Here is a 17,874-nt window from a genome sequence, read left to right on the forward strand (position 1 = left end):
CCACCGGCTGTGGCCGCGTTGTGATCAACAACCCTGTTTGGAGTAGCTCATGAATTCCTCGATCTCGTTAAGCTCGATCCCGTTAAGTTTGACGACCCGCTTGCTGCACTGGTCGGTTGCCTTGCTGATGATTGACTTGACCCTGCTGGGTTATCTGATGGTGAAATTTGAAATATGGGATCTCTACGCCCTGCATAAATCTCTGGGGGTCATTGCACTGGTATTGATCCTGCCACGCGCCATTATCCGTCTTGGCAAAGGGTGGCCGACGCCAGTTCGCCAATATCCCGCTTACGAGGCATTGGCTGCCAAGGCGATCCATTGGGGATTGCTTGTTTCAACCCTGCTTATTCCGGTTTCAGGTCTCTGCTATTCCGGCGCGGCCGGGCGTGGCGTTGCCCTGTTTGGTGGGTTTATTATCCCGATGAATCCAGATATCAATGATCCTGCCAATGTCATTCCATACAGTGAATCCATTCGGGATATTGCCCATGCCGTCCATGTTTATTTGCCCTATATCATGCTGGCCCTGTTGCTGGTTCATATTGTCGGGGCGTTAAAACATCACCTGTTGGATAAAGACCTTACCTTGCTGCGAATGCTTGGCCGGAAATAACCGGTTCTATGGGGGTTGGGTCGCGGGAAATATCAGGTGGTCGGGTGTGCAGCGGCAAAGAGGAGGGCAAGGGTTGTTGTTACTGGCTTGGTGTTGTTGAGATGGGGGGATGGTAAAAACCCGCGACTCACGGCCTGTCGCCGTACTGGATGGGGTATATAGGTTCAATGGAATACCTGTTGTCTGTCCTGGCTGCGCCGGGATAAGACGATGGCCGCTGTCTTAATCCGGTGCGCGGCAGGAGCAGCTATCTGGCTCCTGCTTCTGACATGACCCTCCTCTGTCCCATTACTTGCCGTCAGGCTGACTGACAAAGGCAATCTTGTGCAATCCATGCTGGGACGCCTGCGCCATCACTTTTGCGATGATGCCGTACTCGACCCGCTTGTCGATGCGCAGCTGGATCTCGGGCAGCTCCCCCTCGGCCTTGCCGGCAGTCTCCATCTGGGCGAGCAGGGCGGCCTCATCGACCTCCTTGTCGTTCCAGTAGATCTTGCCGGTGCCATCGATGGCGAGGGTGATGTCCTCCTTCTCCGGCTGATTGAGCTGGCTGCTGGCCTCCGGCAGCTCGAGCTTGACCGCATTGGTGAGCAAGGGGGCCGTGATCATGAAGACGATGAGCAGCACCAGCATGACGTCGATCATGGGGATCATGTTGATCTCGGAGAGGGGCTGATCGTCCCCGTCGTCCGACAATTTGCCAAATGCCATTATCTGCGCCCCTTGCCGGTTTCCCGCTCGGCCAGCTGGGTCACGTTGGAGGCGCTCTGTTCAAATCCCGTCACCAGCAGGGCAAACAGGTCGTAGGCAAAGGCCTCAAGCGCTGCCAATTTCAGGCGATTGCGCCGTACAAAGAAGTTGTAGACAAGCACAGCCGGCAGGGCGACGGCGAGGCCAAAGCCGGTCATGATCAGCGCCTCACCCACGGGGCCTGCCACCTTGTCCAGGCTGCTCTGGCCTGCCGCACCTATGGCCAGCAGTGCATGATAGATACCCCAGACGGTACCGAACAGCCCGATAAAGGGGGCTGCCGAACCTACCGAGGCGAGGAAGGCAAGGCCCCGTTCCAGCCGTACCCGCTCATGGGTAATGGCCTGGCGCAGTGCCCGCAACAGATACTCGTCCGGTGAACCCAGCTTGAGCGACACTGTCCGCTCCCCGGCCCGGTTCAGTTGCGCCACCGTAGCCAGCGCCGTGCTGGTCACACGCCCATAGGCCTCCTGCGGCGGGAGATGGGCCAGCTGGCGCTCCATATCCTGCACGCTTTCGTGCTGCCAGAAGCGGGTCACGAATTGTGCGTTGAGGCGGCGCTCGCGCTGACCCAGCACTATTTTCAGCAGGGTGTAATAGCAGGTGCCGAGGGACATCAACACCAGCAAAATAAAGGGAAGCAGTCCCACACCGGTATTTTGACTGAGTAGATGGTAAACCCCCATACCGTTACTTGTTATTTCCGGATCCATAGTTAAGCCCTTAATTGAAAGAGAATGGTGACCTTTGTCCAGGCCTCGACGGCCGCATTGTTCTGTTTGGCGGGAATAAAGCGCCAGCGACTGACCGTCTTGCGTGCCGTCATATCCAGCCGCCGATAACCGCTGCTTTTATCTACTTCTACCGAGGAGGCGGTGCCATCGGCTGCCACCCGCACCTTCAGGATGACGCGTCCTTCCTCACCTCTTCTTCTGGATTCATAGGGATAAGGTGGCTCAGGGTTGTTCAACCGCGGATCACGAGCGATGGGTGCGCTGCTGCCAGCCCCGCTGCCGCTCTGCTGAGACTTGACCGGCGCACTGCCACTGTCGCCTTGTGGGGCATTGGCAGCCACCGGCGTGGCGGAGGCCGGGGGCGCCGCGACCGGTTCTGCCCTGGCCACCTGAGTGGCCTTGGGGGTTGGTGGTCTGGGTACCGGTTTGGGAATGGGCTTGCTGGCCGGTTTTTGAACTGCCTGCTTTTGGGCGGGTACCGGTTTTTTAACGACAGCTTGAGTTGGGATTGCCGCCGCTGCCGCTTTGGCCGGTGAGTCATTGACGCTGGCATCGCCGACCCAGCGGGCAGACAGGGTCAGCGGCAGGGGGGGCGTGATGGCTGCGGGGCGGTTTTCATATATCAGCCACAAAACAGCCAGGTGCAAGACGACAGTGATGGCAAGGCAACACAGGCGGACCGAACCAGGGTTGTCAGCGGTCAGCGCTGGCCTCGGATTACAAGCCTCCATCACTTCTCTATCCTCCGGATATTGATACTCAAAAGTGTGCGTTAAGCCCTGAAAGCAGGCCCCAATGGCGGCAGCATGCCCCATATTCAGCACCTCAAACAATAACTATTATCAATCGCGTTTTAATCATGTGGTGCAAGTTTCAGCGTCGATCAGGGGGCCTGTTCAGAGCGAATGCTGGAATGAAAAGACGCGAGAGGGGTCAGGTGAAATTATAAAATTAATTAAACCTCTCTATTTTTAGTTCGATTTTTCATGAGCAAGTCAAGGCGCTTAAATATTCTGGTGAGGATTTTTATATTTGTTTGTTTGATGGCTTTTTGAACATCAAAAATAGCGTTTGTTTTGTTGTCTATCTTGTCAGAGATAATCAATGAGGATCTGGTGATAGATAGTGACAGCTGATGGTCATTATTTTAAATGGATATTGATTAATATATTCACAATCGTATTCAGGTATGGGAGATGAGGATCTTGTGTTGTCGGCTCATGCTCCGGTTTGCGAGGAGAGGGATGCCGTTGAGGGACGGGAGTGGGGAAGGGGGCGCAGCCGTTGGCAAGAAAAAGTCGTCGGGCACTTTTTGCATAAAACAGCAGTCTGGCAACTTTTCTGCCCCCAAAGTGCCCTTTTAGGACTGATAATCTTGGTTTTTTGGCCCCTTGGCACGTCAAACACGGGCTACGCCATAAAAAATTCAAAAAACTTCTTTACCAGTGACCAATCGGTGAGTAAACTTCGTCGGCAATATTTTACACCCCCACTTCCTCAACGGTGAGATATTGCCATGCTCAGGATTGCCAAAGAAGCGTTAACCTTCGACGATGTACTGTTGGTTCCCGCCCACTCCGATGTTCTTCCCAATACTGCCGATCTGCGTACCCAGCTGACATCCTCTATCAGCTTGAATATCCCCATGATTTCCGCTGCCATGGACACAGTGACCGAAGCCCGTCTGGCTATCGCACTGGCCCAGGAAGGGGGCATTGGCTTTATCCACAAGAACATGTCCATCGAGCAGCAGGCTGCAGAAGTGCGCAAGGTCAAGAAGTACGAGAGCGGCGTGGTCACTGACCCCGTCACAGTACGCCCTGACATGACCATTGCCCAGGTCAAGGAGCTGAGCCACAAGAACGGCTTCGCCGGCTACCCGGTCGTGACCGAGGGCAACCTGCTGGTCGGTATCATCACCGGCCGCGACGTGCGCTTCGTGATCGATCTCTCCCAGACAGTCGAACAGATCATGACCCAGAAAGATCGTCTGGTGACAGTGCGTGAAGGGGCTCCTCGTGAAGAGGTGGTTGCCCTGATGCAAAAGCACCGTATCGAGAAAGTGCTGGTGGTCAACGCCGATTTCAAACTCAAGGGCATGATCACCGTCAAAGACTTCCAGAAAGCCGAACGCAAGCCGAACGCCTGTAAAGACGAGCGCGGTCGCCTGCGGGTCGGTGCTGCCGTCGGTGCCGGTGCCGGCAACGAAGAGCGTGTCGCCGCCCTGGTGGAAGCCGGTGTGGACGTGCTGCTGATTGACTCCTCCCATGGCCACTCCCAGGGTGTGCTGGATCGCATCAAGGCGACCCGCGATGCCTATCCTGAGCTGCAAATCATCGGTGGCAACGTGGCAACCGCCGCTGGCGCCCTGGCGCTGGTCGCCGCTGGCGTCAATGCGGTCAAGGTGGGTATCGGCCCGGGCTCCATCTGTACTACCCGCATCGTGACTGGTGTCGGTGTGCCCCAAATTACCGCCATCTCCGACGCCGTTGACGCGCTGGAAGGCACTGGCGTGCCCGTGATTGCCGATGGCGGCATCCGCTTCTCCGGCGACGTGGCCAAGGCTATCGCCGCTGGCGCCAGCTGCGTCATGGTGGGCTCCATGTTCGCCGGTACCGAAGAGGCGCCGGGCGAAATTGAGCTCTATCAGGGCCGCTCCTTCAAGTCCTACCGTGGCATGGGGTCTCTGGGCGCCATGTCCAAGGGCTCCAGCGACCGTTACTTCCAGACCGACAACGCCGCTGACAAGCTGGTGCCGGAAGGGATCGAAGGGCGCGTACCCTACAAGGGCCGCCTCAAAGAGATCATTCACCAGCAGATGGGCGGCCTGCGCTCCTCCATGGGCTTGACCGGCTGCGCCACCATCGACGACATGCGCACCAAGGCCGAGTTCGTGCGCATCTCCGGCGCCGGGATGAAAGAGTCCCACGTCCACGATGTGACCATTACCAAAGAAGCCCCCAACTATCGGATGGGCTGATAAAACGGGGCTGCGGCCCCGTTTCTCCACCAGTTTTTATCCCCGAGCCTTTTGTTACAACATCAGCCTGATGCAGGAATAAAATGACTAAAGACATTCACCAGCACCGTATCCTGATCCTGGATTTCGGTTCCCAGTACACCCAGCTTATCGCCCGCCGTGTCCGTGAAATCGGCGTCTACTGCGAACTGTGGGCCTGGGACGTGACCGAAGAGCAGATCCGCGAATTCAATCCGAGCGGCATCATCCTCTCTGGCGGCCCCGAGTCCGTGACCGAGGCTGGCAGCCCCCGTGCCCCCGAGTATGTGTTCAACGCCGGTGTGCCTGTGTTCGGTATCTGCTACGGCATGCAGACCATGGCCGAACAGCTGGGTGGCAAGGTGCAATCCTCCACCGAACGTGAATTCGGTTATGCCCAGGTTGAAGTGCTGGGCCAGACCAATGCCCTGCTGCGCAGCATCGAAGATGCCATCGCCCCCAACGGCAATGCGCTGCTGGACGTCTGGATGAGCCACGGCGACAAGGTCACCGCCATCCCGGCCGACTTCACCACCATAGCCCAGACTGCCACCTGCCCCCATGCCGCCATGGCCTGTGAGTCCAAGCACTTCTACGGCGTGCAGTTCCACCCGGAAGTGACCCACACCCGTCAGGGGGCCCGCATGCTGGAGCACTTCGTCAAGGACATCTGCGGCTGCGAATGCCTGTGGACCCCGGCCACCATCATCGACGACGCCGTTGCCCGCATCCGCGAGCAGGTGGGTGACGATGAAGTGATCCTGGGCCTCTCCGGCGGTGTCGACTCCTCCGTGGTTGCCATGCTGGTACACCGTGCCATCGGTGATCGCCTGACCTGTGTGTTCGTCGACAACGGTCTGCTGCGCCTGAACGAGGGTGAGCAGGTGATGGAGATGTTTGGTGATCATTTTGGTCTGAACATCATCAAGGTCGAAGCCGAAGAGCGCTTCCTCTCCGCCCTGGCAGGTGAAGCTGAGCCGGAAGCCAAGCGCAAAATCATCGGCCGCGTCTTCGTCGAAGTGTTCGACGACGAAGCCAAGAAGCTGAAAAATGCCCGCTGGCTGGCACAAGGCACCATCTATCCGGATGTGATCGAATCGGCCGCCAGCAAGACTGGCAAGGCCCACGTCATCAAGTCCCACCACAACGTCGGCGGCCTGCCGGCCGAGATGAAGATGGGTCTGGTCGAGCCGCTGCGCGAGCTGTTCAAGGACGAAGTGCGCCGCGTCGGTCTGGAGCTGGGTCTGCCCTACGACATGCTCTACCGTCACCCCTTCCCGGGCCCGGGTCTGGGCGTGCGCGTCCTTGGCGAAGTGAAGAAAGAGTACTGCGATATCTTGCGCCGCGCCGACGCCGTCTTTATCGAAGAGCTGCGCAAGGCCGACCTCTACAACCAGGTCAGCCAGGCGTTCGCCGTCTTCCTGCCGGTGCGCTCCGTTGGCGTCATGGGCGATGGCCGCAAGTACGACTGGGTGATTGCCCTGCGCGCCGTCGAAACCATCGACTTCATGACTGCCCACTGGGCCCATTTGCCCTACGACTTCCTGGGTCATGTGTCGAACCGCATCATCAACGAGATCAATGGCATCTCCCGCGTGGTGTACGACGTCTCTGGCAAGCCGCCTGCAACAATCGAATGGGAATAAGCGGCTCGCGCCCTTCTGCCCTTCGAGCATAAAAATGCAAAAAAGACGCCCTTGCGGCGTCTTTTCTTTTTCCAATCGTTTGCGCCTCAATTTTCTGCTCATTAGCCGCTTTTGGACCTCTTCGCCCCTGTCAGATATGACAGAGGCGCTTTGCGGATCCGGTACTAGGCTCTGCCATGCCAATTGAGACCGGTGCTGTGAGGCGGCGATCGTGGCAAAGGGGAGGGCCAACAGGCGCGTTAACCAGCGCAAGATGGCCCATCGTCATACCATTGAACTTTCTTGGTATGTCACCCCAGTGGAGACCAGCAACCACTTGAATCAACGGGGCGGAACCCGAACAGCCATACGAGTAGGGACAAGAGATCACGGAGGGTTTGTTATGTCAGAACAAGCAGTGTTGGTGGGGGGATGGACCGCATATCACAAGCTGACCGCCGAGGATCAGGCGGTATTTGACCAGGCGCTGAAAGGATTTGTCGGGGTGCAGTACGTACCCTTTGAAGTCTGCACCCAGGTGGTGGCCGGCACCAACTATCGCTTCAAGTGCAAGAGCACAGTGCCGCTTGCCAAACCGATCCATGGCGAAGCCGTGGTGCAGATCTTCAAATCACTGGACGGTGATGCCCATATCACCTCCATTACCCCGATCTGAGTGGGTTGCGGGGCATAGCCTCCAACCGGTTTGCCTCAACACCCAGCAATAAGAAAGACGCCTTAGGGCGTCTTTCTTATTTAATCATTAGAGTAAGTTTGAATTGTACATATGACATATATTATTACAGGTACTTGTAACATTTAATCCTAGTAAGTTTATACGGATTCATATAGCATCGAACTGTCTCAGTTTAAAGGGTGAGAGAAAATGGTAGATGCGCTCAAATTAGAAAAACTTCGAGAAGTAATTTCTGAAAATCTACGTGTTCAGCGAGATAGTGATCCTGTTGAATACATCAGTGTTGGCACCGCCTTGCAGGATGCAAAAGCAAAACAAAATCATGCAATCTTCGCTCGTCGTGGATGTGGCAAGACATTGCTTCTCCACCATTCTTCTCGTAACCTAAGACCAGAGCTTAAAAGCATTTATTTAAATTGTGAAGATTTTAAAAGACATTCATTTCCTAACGTTTTAGTAGAGATTTTATCATCTATTTTTCGTGAGCTTGACAAAAATATATCAGGATGGTTTGGAAAGAAAAGAAAACTGAAAGCAATAATTAAAGATATCTTGGAAAAACTAGAAGCACTTCATGTCGAAGCAGATCTTCGTGATGAGGATGTAAAAAGCAAAAAAACAGTGGAAAAACTCACTGGGTATGATGCAGGTTTAAAAATAGATCAAATCAATCTTGCACATAAATCATCAGGGAAAGATAACGAAGAAGTCGAGCGTTCTTTTAAAGTTCATCGAGAGAAGTTACAGGAGCTAGATCTGTGGCTTCCAAGGCTTAAAGAAAACCTCCGTGATCTGTTTGAAATATCTAGTTCCGTGAAAGGTATTATTTTACAAATTGATGATTTATATCATTTAAAAAGAACTGATCAAGCCTTTGTTGTCGATTATGTACATAGACTTTGTAAAGATATTCCAATCTATTTCAAAATAGCAACTCTTCGGCATTCATCAACACTTTATGTTGATAGAGATGGTCAGCCAATAGGTGCACAGGAACGCCATGATTATCAACCAATAGATATAGATTATACATTCAGTAATTTTCAGAAAACCCTTCAGCAAAACAGGGCTATTTTAGTTCAATTCGGAAAGCAAGCTTGCATGAACGAAAGTGATGTGATGAGCCTTTTCAAAGGGGAGGGATTCGAAAGATTAGTCATGGCTGGTGGTGGTGTTCCACGTGATGTATTATCGCTTTTTTTGCATCTTCTTAATGAAAGTGTACAGGATTCTGGTGGTAAAATAGGTAAGGATGAAGTTCGGCTTCTTTCAAGGAATAACTTTGAACGTAAGATCGAGGAACTAAAACAAGATTCAAAAGATGATGAGCAAGGAGATTTAATTAAGGGCATTTATATAATAAAGCGTTTTTGTTTAGACAAAAAGGTGAACATTTTTGTTATTGAAGAAAAGCTTCTTCAACAAAATGATGCATTACGCGCTCTTATATACAGGTTGCTTGATTATCGTATTATTCACAGCTGTGCATCTGCGCTTACGCACAAATCAGTAGAAGGTACATTTCAAGCTTTTGCTGTGGATATAGGATGCTACGCACACTTTAGAAAGCTAGAGGGGCGTTTTAATGAAATTGATGTTGCTGACGCCACTTCCAAAGAAAAAATGAGATCATCACCGATCTTGGATCAAGCTAAATTAGATAGTATTTTGGCAGCCTTACCAATGAATGCCGAAGTTGAACTTCTGACAGAAGAGATGGAGGCTTAGTGCCGTAGGGTGCAATGAAATTGCACCGCTAATTTGGTTTCTGCTTTCTTGAACAAAAGCCGCTCAGCAAACGGTGCAATGAACAACGTGAATTGCACCGCTTTCGGTGCTAAATATCTTGTGCAAATACCACTCTGTAATTTTGGTGCAATGCGCTGCGCTTATTGCACCCTACGTGTTTCGTCAATCTGCTGGGGTGGTGTGGCTAAGCGCCATGTCTTGCCAAAGCAATAAAAGGGGCGATCTGTGCCCCAATTCTGCTCATGCCCCCGTTTTATATCGCCGCCCGCTGTCTGGTGTTGCCTGATGGTCTGCTGACTCACTACCAAGATTCCTGTTTTCCTCATCAGGCCGGACAGAAAAAGCCCACGTTCACTCATACCTCGCCGCTTCCCAGGCGTGTATCGCTTGTTTGCGGGTCTCGCCCCAGTGATAGCCGCCGAGTTTGCCGTTTTGCTGGATGACCCTGTGGCAGGGGATCATCAAGGCGACGGGGTTGGCGCCTACCGCCAGCCCCACGGCGCGGGCGGCCTTGGGGTTGCCGATGGCGCTCGCCACTTGGGCGTAGCTCACCACCTTGGCTGGCGGGATCTGCAGCAGCGCCCGCCAGACGCTGATCTGAAAGTTGGTGCCGCTCACGTGCAAGGAGATGGGGCGATCCAGCGTCTTGTTGGTATCGAACATGGTGTTGATGACCCCCTGGGTGCGTGACGGCGATTCTCGCAGCTCTGCCGCAGGCCAGCTCTGGGCGAGGGCGGTCAGCGGCGCCTCTGGAGCCTGGTCATCGAGAAACGAGAAGTTGCACACCCCCCGCGGGGTCAGGGCGACGAACGCCTGGCCGAAGGGGGTGTCGTGCACCCCGTGATCGATGACCAGCCCGGCCCCGCGCTGTTTGTACTCCCCCGGCGTCACCGCTTCGAGCTGCACGAAGTGATCGTAGAGCCGCGAGCCGCTGCTAAGGCCCAGGGTATCGGCCACTTCCAGCAGCGGGCGCGACTCCTGCAGCAGCGCCTTGGCCCGATCCAGGGTCAGCACCTGCAAGTAGCGCTTCGGGGTAACCCCGGCCCAGCGGCTGAACAGCCGCTGGAAGTGAAAGGGACTTAAGTGCACGTGCGCCGCTATCTCGTCCAGGGTGGGCTGGCGCTCCACCTGACTTGCGATAAAACGGATGGCATCGGCGATGCGGGCATAATCAGACATAAGGCGCTCTCACGATAAGTTTGCAGCCGCAGGATCTTGGGTGCGACAAGGTCATGTGCGACAAATAGATACCCCACCATCGGCCAGCAGGGCAATGCCGGTGGTAAAGCTCGATGCATCGGACGCCAGATAAAGGGCCGAGCGAGCGATCTCCTCCGGTTGGGCCAGCCGTTTGAGGGCATGCATATTCTGCACAAAGGCGAGACTCTCCGGGGTATTGGTAAAGGCCTGCCCCATGGGGGTATCGGTGCCCCCCGGCAGCAGGGCGTTGACCCGCACCCCTTGTACCCCATACTCGGCAGCCAGCACCTGGGTCAGGCCGATGAGACCCGCCTTGCTCGCGGCATAGGCCGCCATGCCGGGCAGCCCCAGGGTATGGCCTACGAAGGTGGAGGTAAAGATAAGGGAGCCGCCGCCACGCGCCAACATGGCGGGGATCTGGTACTTGGCCCCCACAAAGGCGCTGGTGAGGTTGGTATCCAGGGTCTCCTGCCACTGCGCCAATTCAAGCTCCTGTACGCTGCCCGGTGTCCCCGTGCTACCGGCATTGTTGAAGGCGATATCGAGCCCGTCGAAACGGGTCAGCGCGAGATCCACCAGGGCGCGGGCGTAAGTCTCGCTTCTGACGTCCCCCGCCAGGCTCACCGCCTGGCCCCCCTCGTGGCGGATCTCCTCCACCAGCAGGTCCAGCTCCGGCTGGCGGCGGGCGCCGAGGACGACGCTGGCCCCTTCCCGGGCAAACAGGATGGCGCTGGCGCGGCCGATGCCGGAGCTGGCGCCGGTGATGATGGCAACCTTGTTGGACAGTAATGACATGGCAGTTCCCTCGCTGAGTGTGTTGTGCGGGCGCACAGGGTTGGTAATGGATTGGAACCTCAAGGGGTCGGCCCCACTCGGGTTTGACCCCCACTATGGCAACCAGCCCTCGCTGACACGACCCGGATCTTGCTCTCTTTGTTTCCATGTCGCTTTGCTACGCGTCGATACAGGCCTTCGTGGCAACAAAAGGGGCGATCTGCGCCCAGAATTCTTTATAATGCTCCCCTTTAAAACCGCCGGATGCAGGTCCGGCGCGCTCTGATGGCTGGCGACGCCATCAGGCAGATCATCATGATTGAGAAACGGTTATGCATACTCTGGAACAGCTGCGCGCAGGTGAACTGTACGGCGCCCGCCATCTGAAGCTTTGTGAAAATCTGACAGAGTTCCCACCCGAGATCCTGAGCCTTAAAGAGACGCTGGAGGTGCTGGATCTGACCGGCAACCAGTTGAGCGGCCTGCCGGACGAGTTGGCCGGTTTCAGCAAACTGCGCATCATTTTCTGCTCCGAGAATCGCTTTACCGAGGTGCTGGGGCGCTGCCCGGCACTCACCATGGTGGGCTTCAAGGCCAACCAGATTTCCACAGTCCCCGCCGCGTCGCTGCCAGTGGGGTTGCGCTGGCTGATCTTGACTGACAACGCCATCGCACAGTTGCCCGATGAGTTGGGTCAGTGCAGCCGCCTGCAAAAGCTGATGCTGGCGGGCAACCGCTTGACCGCCTTGCCAGAGACACTGGTTAATTGCCATCGGCTTGAACTGCTGCGTATCGCCGCAAACCGGATCGAACGCTTCCCCGGCTGGTTGCTCACGCTGCCGCGCCTTTCCTGGCTCGCCTATTCCGGCAACCCCTTTAGCGAGGGGGAGGAGGCGCGGGCCATCGATGTGGATCATGTGGCTCATATCGCCCCAGTGCCTTGGCGGGCGCTTGAGTTGGGTGAGTTGCTGGGGCAGGGGGCCTCTGGGGTGATCCACAGTGCCACCCGCATCACTTGCGACGGATTGCAGGGTGACGGGCCGCGCTCGGTGGCGGTCAAGCTGTTCAAGGGGGCTGTGACCAGCGATGGCTTGCCCCATTGCGAGATGGCGGCGTCGCTGGCGGCCGGCACTCATCCCAACCTGATCAGGGTGTTGGGGAAGGTGGCAGATCACCCCTCCGGCATGCCGGCGCTGGTGATGGAACTGATAGACCCGACGTTTGCCAATCTGGCGGGGCCGCCGAGCCTGGACTCCTGCACCCGCGACGTCTATCCCGCAGGGTTGTCGTTCCCCCCGGCTGCCCTGCTCGCCATGGCGCAGGGCATAGCGGCTGCCGCGGGGCATCTGCATGAGCGGGGCATCATGCACGGCGATCTCTATGGCCATAACATACTGCACTCCTTACAAGGGAAGGGTCAGGTGCTGCTCGGCGATTTTGGCGCAGCCTCTTGCTACGACCGCACGGAATGCGTGCTGGCCGACGGACTGGAGAGAATAGAGGTGAGGGCCTTTGGTTGCCTGCTGGACGAGCTGTTGGCGCGCTGCCAGCCGCAGAGCGAGTCGCTGCAGGATCTTGCCCTGCTGGCCCGGGCGTGCCTCTGTGATGACGTCTTGCAGCGACCCTCGTTTGCGCAGATTTCGGCCAGGATAGCGGCAGTGGCGGCCATGATGGTCGCCGAGCCCGCCTGTGCCTGAGTCCGCGCGACCAGTTGGCATGTCAGCGCACGTTATTTTGGTGAGGCTGCCGATCACCCATCACATATCCATGACATAAAGATGTCAAAAAAGGGGCCTGGCGGTTCTTTTTGGTTTTGCAATCGTTTTTCTGGCAAAAATCACCCGTCGGCCCGGCGCAAGGCTTGCGTGCGCCGGGTTAAGTTGTGATATTGAGGCATCTTTAGGTAACAGGGGTATTAGGATGGAAGCTGCGTTTTGGCATCAGCGTTGGGAAGAGAACCGGATTGGCTTTCATCAGGCAGACTTCAATCGCTGGCTGCAATCCTGGTGGTCTGCCCAGCAACAGGATGAACCTGTGCTGGTGCCCCTGTGCGGCAAGTCCCGCGACATGCTCTGGCTCAATGGCCTGGGGCACCCCATCGATGGTTTCGAGCTTTCTGCGCTCGCCATCGAACAGTTTTTCAGTGAAAACCAGCTCACCGAGACCCTCAGCGAGCTGGGCCCTTATCAGTGCCATCAGCACGGCTCCTTGCGCATTCATCAGGGGGATTTTTTTGCCGCCCCCGAACTGGGGCGGCGCTACCGGCTGGCCTATGACAGGGCGGCGCTGATCGCCTTGCCGACGGAGATGCGCCGCCAGTATGCGGAGCTGATGAGCCGCCTGATGGAAACCGGTGGCCAGATCCTGCTGGTGACTCTGGAGTATCAGCCGGAGCAGCAGAAACAGCCGCCCTTCTCGGTGGGGGAGATGGAAGTGCGCACCCTGTTTGAGCGCGATTTTCGGGTGGAAGTGCTGGGCCGTGCCGCAGAGGTGGATCACCCCAGGGTACTCTCCGGTCAGCTCTCCTATTTTGATGAAGTGGCCTATCGCCTGATCCGCCGGGGCTGAAAAGCGAAAGCGTGATCCAGGCCGACAAACCGGCAGGTCACCGACTCTTTGCTACCTCCTTTGACATAGATCAACGTGACAAGGGAGGGGAGTGCCTAAGATGAGCCTGTTTCTCAATCACTGTTGATATTGGCAGGTGCGCTCTGGTTTGAACCATCCGGCCGACCATCAACGCAGTGTCTGATTTTCACGCTCATGTTCACTTTTGGCGGCTTTGGTCGCAATTGTTATGGTTTTTCCAGCCGACCCCAAGGGGTCGGCTTTTTATTGGGCGGGATTGGCTGATGGGCGGGAATGCCTGCTTCAGGCCTCGAAGGTGTTGGCGGCGAGCCTGAACGCCTTGGGGTCGTCGATAAACTGGCCCGTGATGCGCTCGTCATGTTCGTGACCCTGGCCATAGCTGCAGAGGATCAGCCTGTCCGAGGTGCGTGAGCGCAGCTGTATGATGAAGCGCACCAGATCGGCACGGCTCAGTTTGCCCACCTCTTCGCACACCCTTTCCCGCTGATCAAACCCCAGATCCTTGTTGCCTATGCTGACCCAGAGCCGCTGGCCGCGACTGCGCAGGTTGGCGTCCCGTTCGCTCAGCTGGGCTTGCAGGCCCATCTTGCTGTCTTGCCACTGTTGCTCGGTCAGCTCCAGCATGGCCAGCGGGAAGAGGTCGATGAACTCTTCCACCGCATCCAGCAGGTGCTGGGGCCCTGCCACTGGCGACTGGATATAGAAGATGAGGCCGGGGTGACGGTTGAGGGGCAGGTTGCCGGCACCTACCACGTACCCCAGCTGCTGGCGCGTGCGCAGCTCGTGGAAGAAGGTGGACGACATTATGTGGTTTGCCAGGGTGAAGCAGGCGAGATCCCGTGCCCGGGTGGTGCGGGACTGGTAGTAGACCAGCAGCGCCGAATCTTCGTGCTCGCAGCCCTGCTCACGAATGAGGGTGCCCCTGTTTTGAATGGAGATGAGCGGGCGGCGGGTCTCGGCACTGGGCTGGCTGTGGGTGCCGAGGTGGCGCTCCAGCAGGGCGGCCAGTTCGAGCGCCTCGGCGGCATTCCAGTCACCGTGAACCAGCGCCTCTACGTGTACCTCCCCGAACAGTTGGGCGACAAACGCCGGCATCTCGCCAAGTTCCACGGTGCGCAGATGGCGCAGCAACTGCTCGAACGGCGGGTTGTTTGGTTGCAGCAAACTGGTGAGCTGGTTGAACAGCTGGGAGATGGGCCGCGCCTTGGACTGGTTGTCCCAGTTGCGGATGAGCTGCTCTTTTATCTCGGCGAAGCGGCCCGGATCCGGATAGCCCAGGGTGCGGTTGCCGAGGATCATGTCGAGCAGCAGGGGTTGCTTGTCGGCAAAGCCGCTCAGGTTGATGGTAAAGCCGCCCTGATGGGCATAGATCTGGTAGCCCAGCCCCGCCAGCTCCGCCGGGTAGGTGAGGGCGTTGAGGTGATCCGTGAGCAGTTCCACCGCGAGCCGTGCCATGGCGATGTGGCGCGGGCTTTTGACCGCGTGCTCGCTGTCGATGGAGATATAGAGGTTGCCCTTGGGCACGCTGAACTGATGCTCGTGCAGATGCCAGAGCCGAAAACCAGGTCTGTCGATGATGCAAGCGGGCATGTCGGCCTGCAGTGCTGGCTGGCGCGGATCGAGCCGGTTGCTGATAAAGGGGTTCGGCAAGGGCAGAGTGAGGGCCGGATCGGGTTCGCTCTGCTGCCAGTGGATCTTTTCCGCCTCCGTGATGATGTCGACGCCATAGGGGGTCTGATACCAGCGGGCCAGGCGATCCGTGGCCAGCTCCGGCGCCGTGATGGTCATGCGCAGGTTGTGTGGCGTGAGCTTGGCGAGCAGGCGGCGGATCAGCGCCTCGTCGTATTCGCGCATCATGTAATCGCCGTAGAGCAGATCCTCGGGCGTGTAGCTGAACAGGTTCAACACCAGGCCGGAAACGGTGTCGAGGGCACGGCCCCGCTCCTGAAAGCGGAACGCCGACTCAAGCACGGTACGCTTCTCTTCGTAGCGCCAGCTTTCTACCCCGCCACGCTCGATGAGTTTCAGATAGCCGAACAGGGCGGCCACTATCTCGTTGACGTGTTCAAGCCCGAGCGGCGTGAGGCCAAAGCTCACCCCAAAATCCTTGAAGTTGGCACCGCTGATGCCGCCTCCGGCGGAGAGCTGGTTGACCCAGCCTTTTGCTTTCAGCAAGGAGAGCAGGCTGCCATCCCCTTCATAGCCGATGAGGTGGCTCAGGAAGGTGAGGGGTTTTTTGTCATAAAACTCATCCACATTGGGCAGCGGAAAGGTCAGTGCCAGCTTGCGGGTCTCCTTGACCGGATTGATGCGGATGCGGATGCCGAGATCGTCGATGCGATAGAGAGGAACCGTCAGGGCCGGTATTCCCAAATTGCGATTCAAAATGGGAGCGAAAAAGCGATCGCACCACGCAATCTGGGTCTCGATGGATTCAGGCGAGATCATCACCAGCGCCATGCGATCCGCGCTGTAGTGAGATTCGTAGAACCGGATGAGATCGGCGCGCAGATCCCGGCCGGGCAGATCCGCCAGGGTATCCAGGTTGCCGACCGAGAACTTGGAGAAAGGGTGGGCCGGGTTGACCGTCTCTTTATGTACCTGGTAGCTGCGGCGCACATCGTCCTGCAGCTTGAGGCGGTACTCGGAGTCGACCGCATTGCGCTCTTTATCCACCCACTCGGGGGTGAAAGTGGGGCAGATGAAGAACTGGGAAAAACGGTCGAGACCGGCCTCGAAGAAGCCGGTGTCTATCTCGAAAAAGAAGTTGGTGAACTCGGTGCCGGTCCAGGCATTGTTGCTGCCGCCATGACGGCTCATAAATTGCTGGTACTCACCAGGCTTGGGATAAGTGCGGGTACCAAGGAACAGCATATGCTCAAGGAAATGAGCCATCCCCTGCCGATCAGCCGGATCGTCGAAATGACCGGTGTTGACGGCCAGAGAGGCGGCAGACTTGTCGGTGTCGGGATCGCAGATCAACAAGACTCTGAGCCGGTTTGCCAGCTCCAGATAGTGGTATTGCCGATGGTCATTAGGGCTGGCATATGGGCTCATTGGCGCGTGACTCGTGTTGGATTTATTTGAATTTAAACATGATTATCGACCCCGCTATCCAGTGAGGCAAACCCTTTTCTGAGAGGTGGCGCAATTGTTTCCCCCGGCATGGCGGGGTAAGATCCCCCCGCTATCAAAACAGGCCCGTTGGGCGAGGTTGTAATGAAAATCTACATCATGCGTCATGGCCAGGCTGGCATGAATGCGAAAACAGATGAACAGCGTCCACTGACCGAGCAGGGAATTGAAGAGTCCATTCACATGGCCAGTTGGCTGGCGCCCCAACTGGACGGGGTACTGGATTTGGTTGTCCACAGCAATTATCTGCGCGCCAGACAAACCTGGCAGAGCATATGCAGTGAATTGCCCAAGGCTACCAGGGTCGAAGAGAGCAAGGAGATCACCCCCTATGGGGATCCTGCTTTTGTCGCAAGCTATCTCACTGCGTTGGCGGCAACACATGACCATATTTTGATGGTCAGCCACCTGCCACTGGTGGGTTATCTGGTGCAGAGCCTCTGCCCGGCGGCAGGTGCCCCCATGTTTGCCACGTCAGGCATGGCCTGTATCGAATGGCAAGATGGCAAGGGGGTATTGCTCTGGCTGGAAGGACCACATACAATACGTTAAAAGTTAATAAAAAGTTATAAATTGGTTTTTTGGGGAAGAGAGTTGCGATTTTTCCGGATTTTTATAAAGAATTTACGGAATTATTTCGCAGAAGCTGCTGTCATACGGATACAACTGCAAGAGGTTGCAAACGATGAGAGTGTTCAAGAAGTACCTGCCACTGATGGTGGCAAAACATGTCAAAACCTTCTTCAAGGGGCGGATTTATATCCACGGCAGGGGGCGTTTTGATTTCCAGTCAGGCTTGCTGATGATGCCAACACCAGCTGACATACCCCACCGCCAGACCGTGGTCGAGGTCAATGAGATGATCTCCAGACTGCACATGGATGCGGCATAAGTTCTGTGCCATCCCATCCAGCCGCTTCATGCCCGCTACTGTGCGGGCATGATTGTTTTCAGCCCTGACATGGCCGAATTGGCTCAGTTCGATCTCGGTTCAACGTCACCCGCAT

At 56.6% G+C, this 17,874-nt stretch carries 15 protein-coding genes; 9 read left to right on the top strand and 6 right to left on the bottom strand.

Annotated elements, in window-relative coordinates; all coding sequences use genetic code 11:
- Positions 1–49: 49 nt before the first annotated feature.
- Positions 50–616, top strand: coding sequence for a cytochrome b (locus GWQ31_RS05315; RefSeq protein ID WP_275908830.1), 567 nt, complete (start codon positions 50–52; stop codon positions 614–616).
- A gap of 288 nt (positions 617–904) precedes the next feature.
- Here GWQ31_RS05315 and GWQ31_RS05320 read toward each other — a convergent pair whose 3' ends face one another.
- From GWQ31_RS05320 to GWQ31_RS05330, 3 genes are read right to left on the bottom strand one after another with little or no spacing between them, the layout of a single operon-like run.
- Entirely contained in the window at positions 905–1,327 is a 423-nt protein-coding gene (locus GWQ31_RS05320; protein WP_219598913.1) for a biopolymer transporter ExbD, read from the bottom strand.
- Entirely contained in the window at positions 1,327–2,079 is a 753-nt protein-coding gene (locus tag GWQ31_RS05325) for a MotA/TolQ/ExbB proton channel family protein (RefSeq protein ID WP_275908831.1), read from the bottom strand. The genes GWQ31_RS05320 and GWQ31_RS05325 overlap by 1 nt, the downstream gene beginning before the upstream one ends.
- Before the next feature lie 2 nt (positions 2,080–2,081).
- Positions 2,082–2,831: an energy transducer TonB gene (locus tag GWQ31_RS05330; protein WP_275908847.1), complete on the bottom strand. Its 750-nt coding sequence runs from the start codon at positions 2,829–2,831 to the stop codon at positions 2,082–2,084.
- Positions 2,832–3,616: 785 nt separating this feature from the next.
- Here GWQ31_RS05330 and guaB point away from each other — a divergent pair.
- The 4 genes from guaB to GWQ31_RS05350 all read left to right on the top strand — a co-directional run bounded on the left by guaB (position 3,617) and on the right by GWQ31_RS05350 (position 9,148).
- A complete protein-coding gene (guaB, locus tag GWQ31_RS05335) occupies positions 3,617–5,080 on the top strand; it encodes an IMP dehydrogenase (protein ID WP_017412971.1) in 1,464 nt (487 codons plus the stop codon).
- 83 nt (positions 5,081–5,163) lie between these two features.
- The gene (gene guaA / locus GWQ31_RS05340; RefSeq protein ID WP_131730798.1) at positions 5,164–6,744 is read left to right on the top strand and encodes a glutamine-hydrolyzing GMP synthase; all 1,581 of its coding nucleotides are present in this window, start codon (positions 5,164–5,166) and stop codon (positions 6,742–6,744) included.
- 382 nt (positions 6,745–7,126) lie between these two features.
- Positions 7,127–7,399 carry a hypothetical protein gene (locus GWQ31_RS05345; RefSeq protein ID WP_021141118.1) on the top strand — a complete coding sequence of 91 codons (273 nt, stop codon included), beginning with the start codon at positions 7,127–7,129 and terminating at the stop codon, positions 7,397–7,399.
- Between the two features lie 210 nt (positions 7,400–7,609).
- Positions 7,610–9,148: a hypothetical protein gene (locus GWQ31_RS05350; RefSeq protein WP_111587744.1), complete on the top strand. Its 1,539-nt coding sequence runs from the start codon at positions 7,610–7,612 to the stop codon at positions 9,146–9,148.
- A 372-nt stretch (positions 9,149–9,520) separates the two neighbouring features.
- Here GWQ31_RS05350 and GWQ31_RS05355 read toward each other — a convergent pair whose 3' ends face one another.
- Together GWQ31_RS05355 and GWQ31_RS05360 are read right to left on the bottom strand one after the other, a co-directional pair.
- Entirely contained in the window at positions 9,521–10,348 is an 828-nt protein-coding gene (locus GWQ31_RS05355; RefSeq protein ID WP_275908832.1) for a methylated-DNA--[protein]-cysteine S-methyltransferase, read from the bottom strand.
- 51 nt (positions 10,349–10,399) lie between these two features.
- On the bottom strand, positions 10,400–11,164 hold the full coding sequence (locus GWQ31_RS05360; RefSeq protein ID WP_275908833.1) for an SDR family oxidoreductase: 765 nt from the start codon (positions 11,162–11,164) through the stop codon (positions 10,400–10,402).
- 311 nt (positions 11,165–11,475) lie between these two features.
- Between GWQ31_RS05360 and GWQ31_RS05365 the strand changes: the two genes are divergently transcribed.
- Both GWQ31_RS05365 and GWQ31_RS05370 read left to right on the top strand, forming a co-directional pair.
- Positions 11,476–12,840 (top strand): leucine-rich repeat-containing protein kinase family protein, encoded by a 1,365-nt coding sequence (locus tag GWQ31_RS05365; protein ID WP_275908834.1) that lies wholly within the window; start codon positions 11,476–11,478, stop codon positions 12,838–12,840.
- A gap of 223 nt (positions 12,841–13,063) precedes the next feature.
- Entirely contained in the window at positions 13,064–13,711 is a 648-nt protein-coding gene (locus tag GWQ31_RS05370) for a thiopurine S-methyltransferase (protein WP_096119387.1), read from the top strand.
- A gap of 303 nt (positions 13,712–14,014) precedes the next feature.
- On the opposite strand, the gene GWQ31_RS05375 is transcribed toward GWQ31_RS05370, so the two are convergent.
- Entirely contained in the window at positions 14,015–16,789 is a 2,775-nt protein-coding gene (locus tag GWQ31_RS05375; protein WP_275908835.1) for an insulinase family protein, read from the bottom strand.
- 162 nt (positions 16,790–16,951) lie between these two features.
- Here GWQ31_RS05375 and sixA point away from each other — a divergent pair, with 162 nt between their 5' ends.
- Positions 16,952–17,419: a phosphohistidine phosphatase SixA gene (gene sixA / locus GWQ31_RS05380; protein WP_021140381.1), complete on the top strand. Its 468-nt coding sequence runs from the start codon at positions 16,952–16,954 to the stop codon at positions 17,417–17,419.
- Positions 17,420–17,552: 133 nt separating this feature from the next.
- A complete protein-coding gene (locus tag GWQ31_RS05385; RefSeq protein WP_021140380.1) occupies positions 17,553–17,759 on the top strand; it encodes a DUF1107 domain-containing protein in 207 nt (68 codons plus the stop codon).
- Positions 17,760–17,874 lie beyond the last annotated feature (115 nt).

This window comes from Aeromonas sp. 2MA4, assembly GCF_029237305.1.
GTDB classification, from domain to species: Bacteria; Pseudomonadota; Gammaproteobacteria; order Enterobacterales; family Aeromonadaceae; genus Aeromonas; species Aeromonas salmonicida.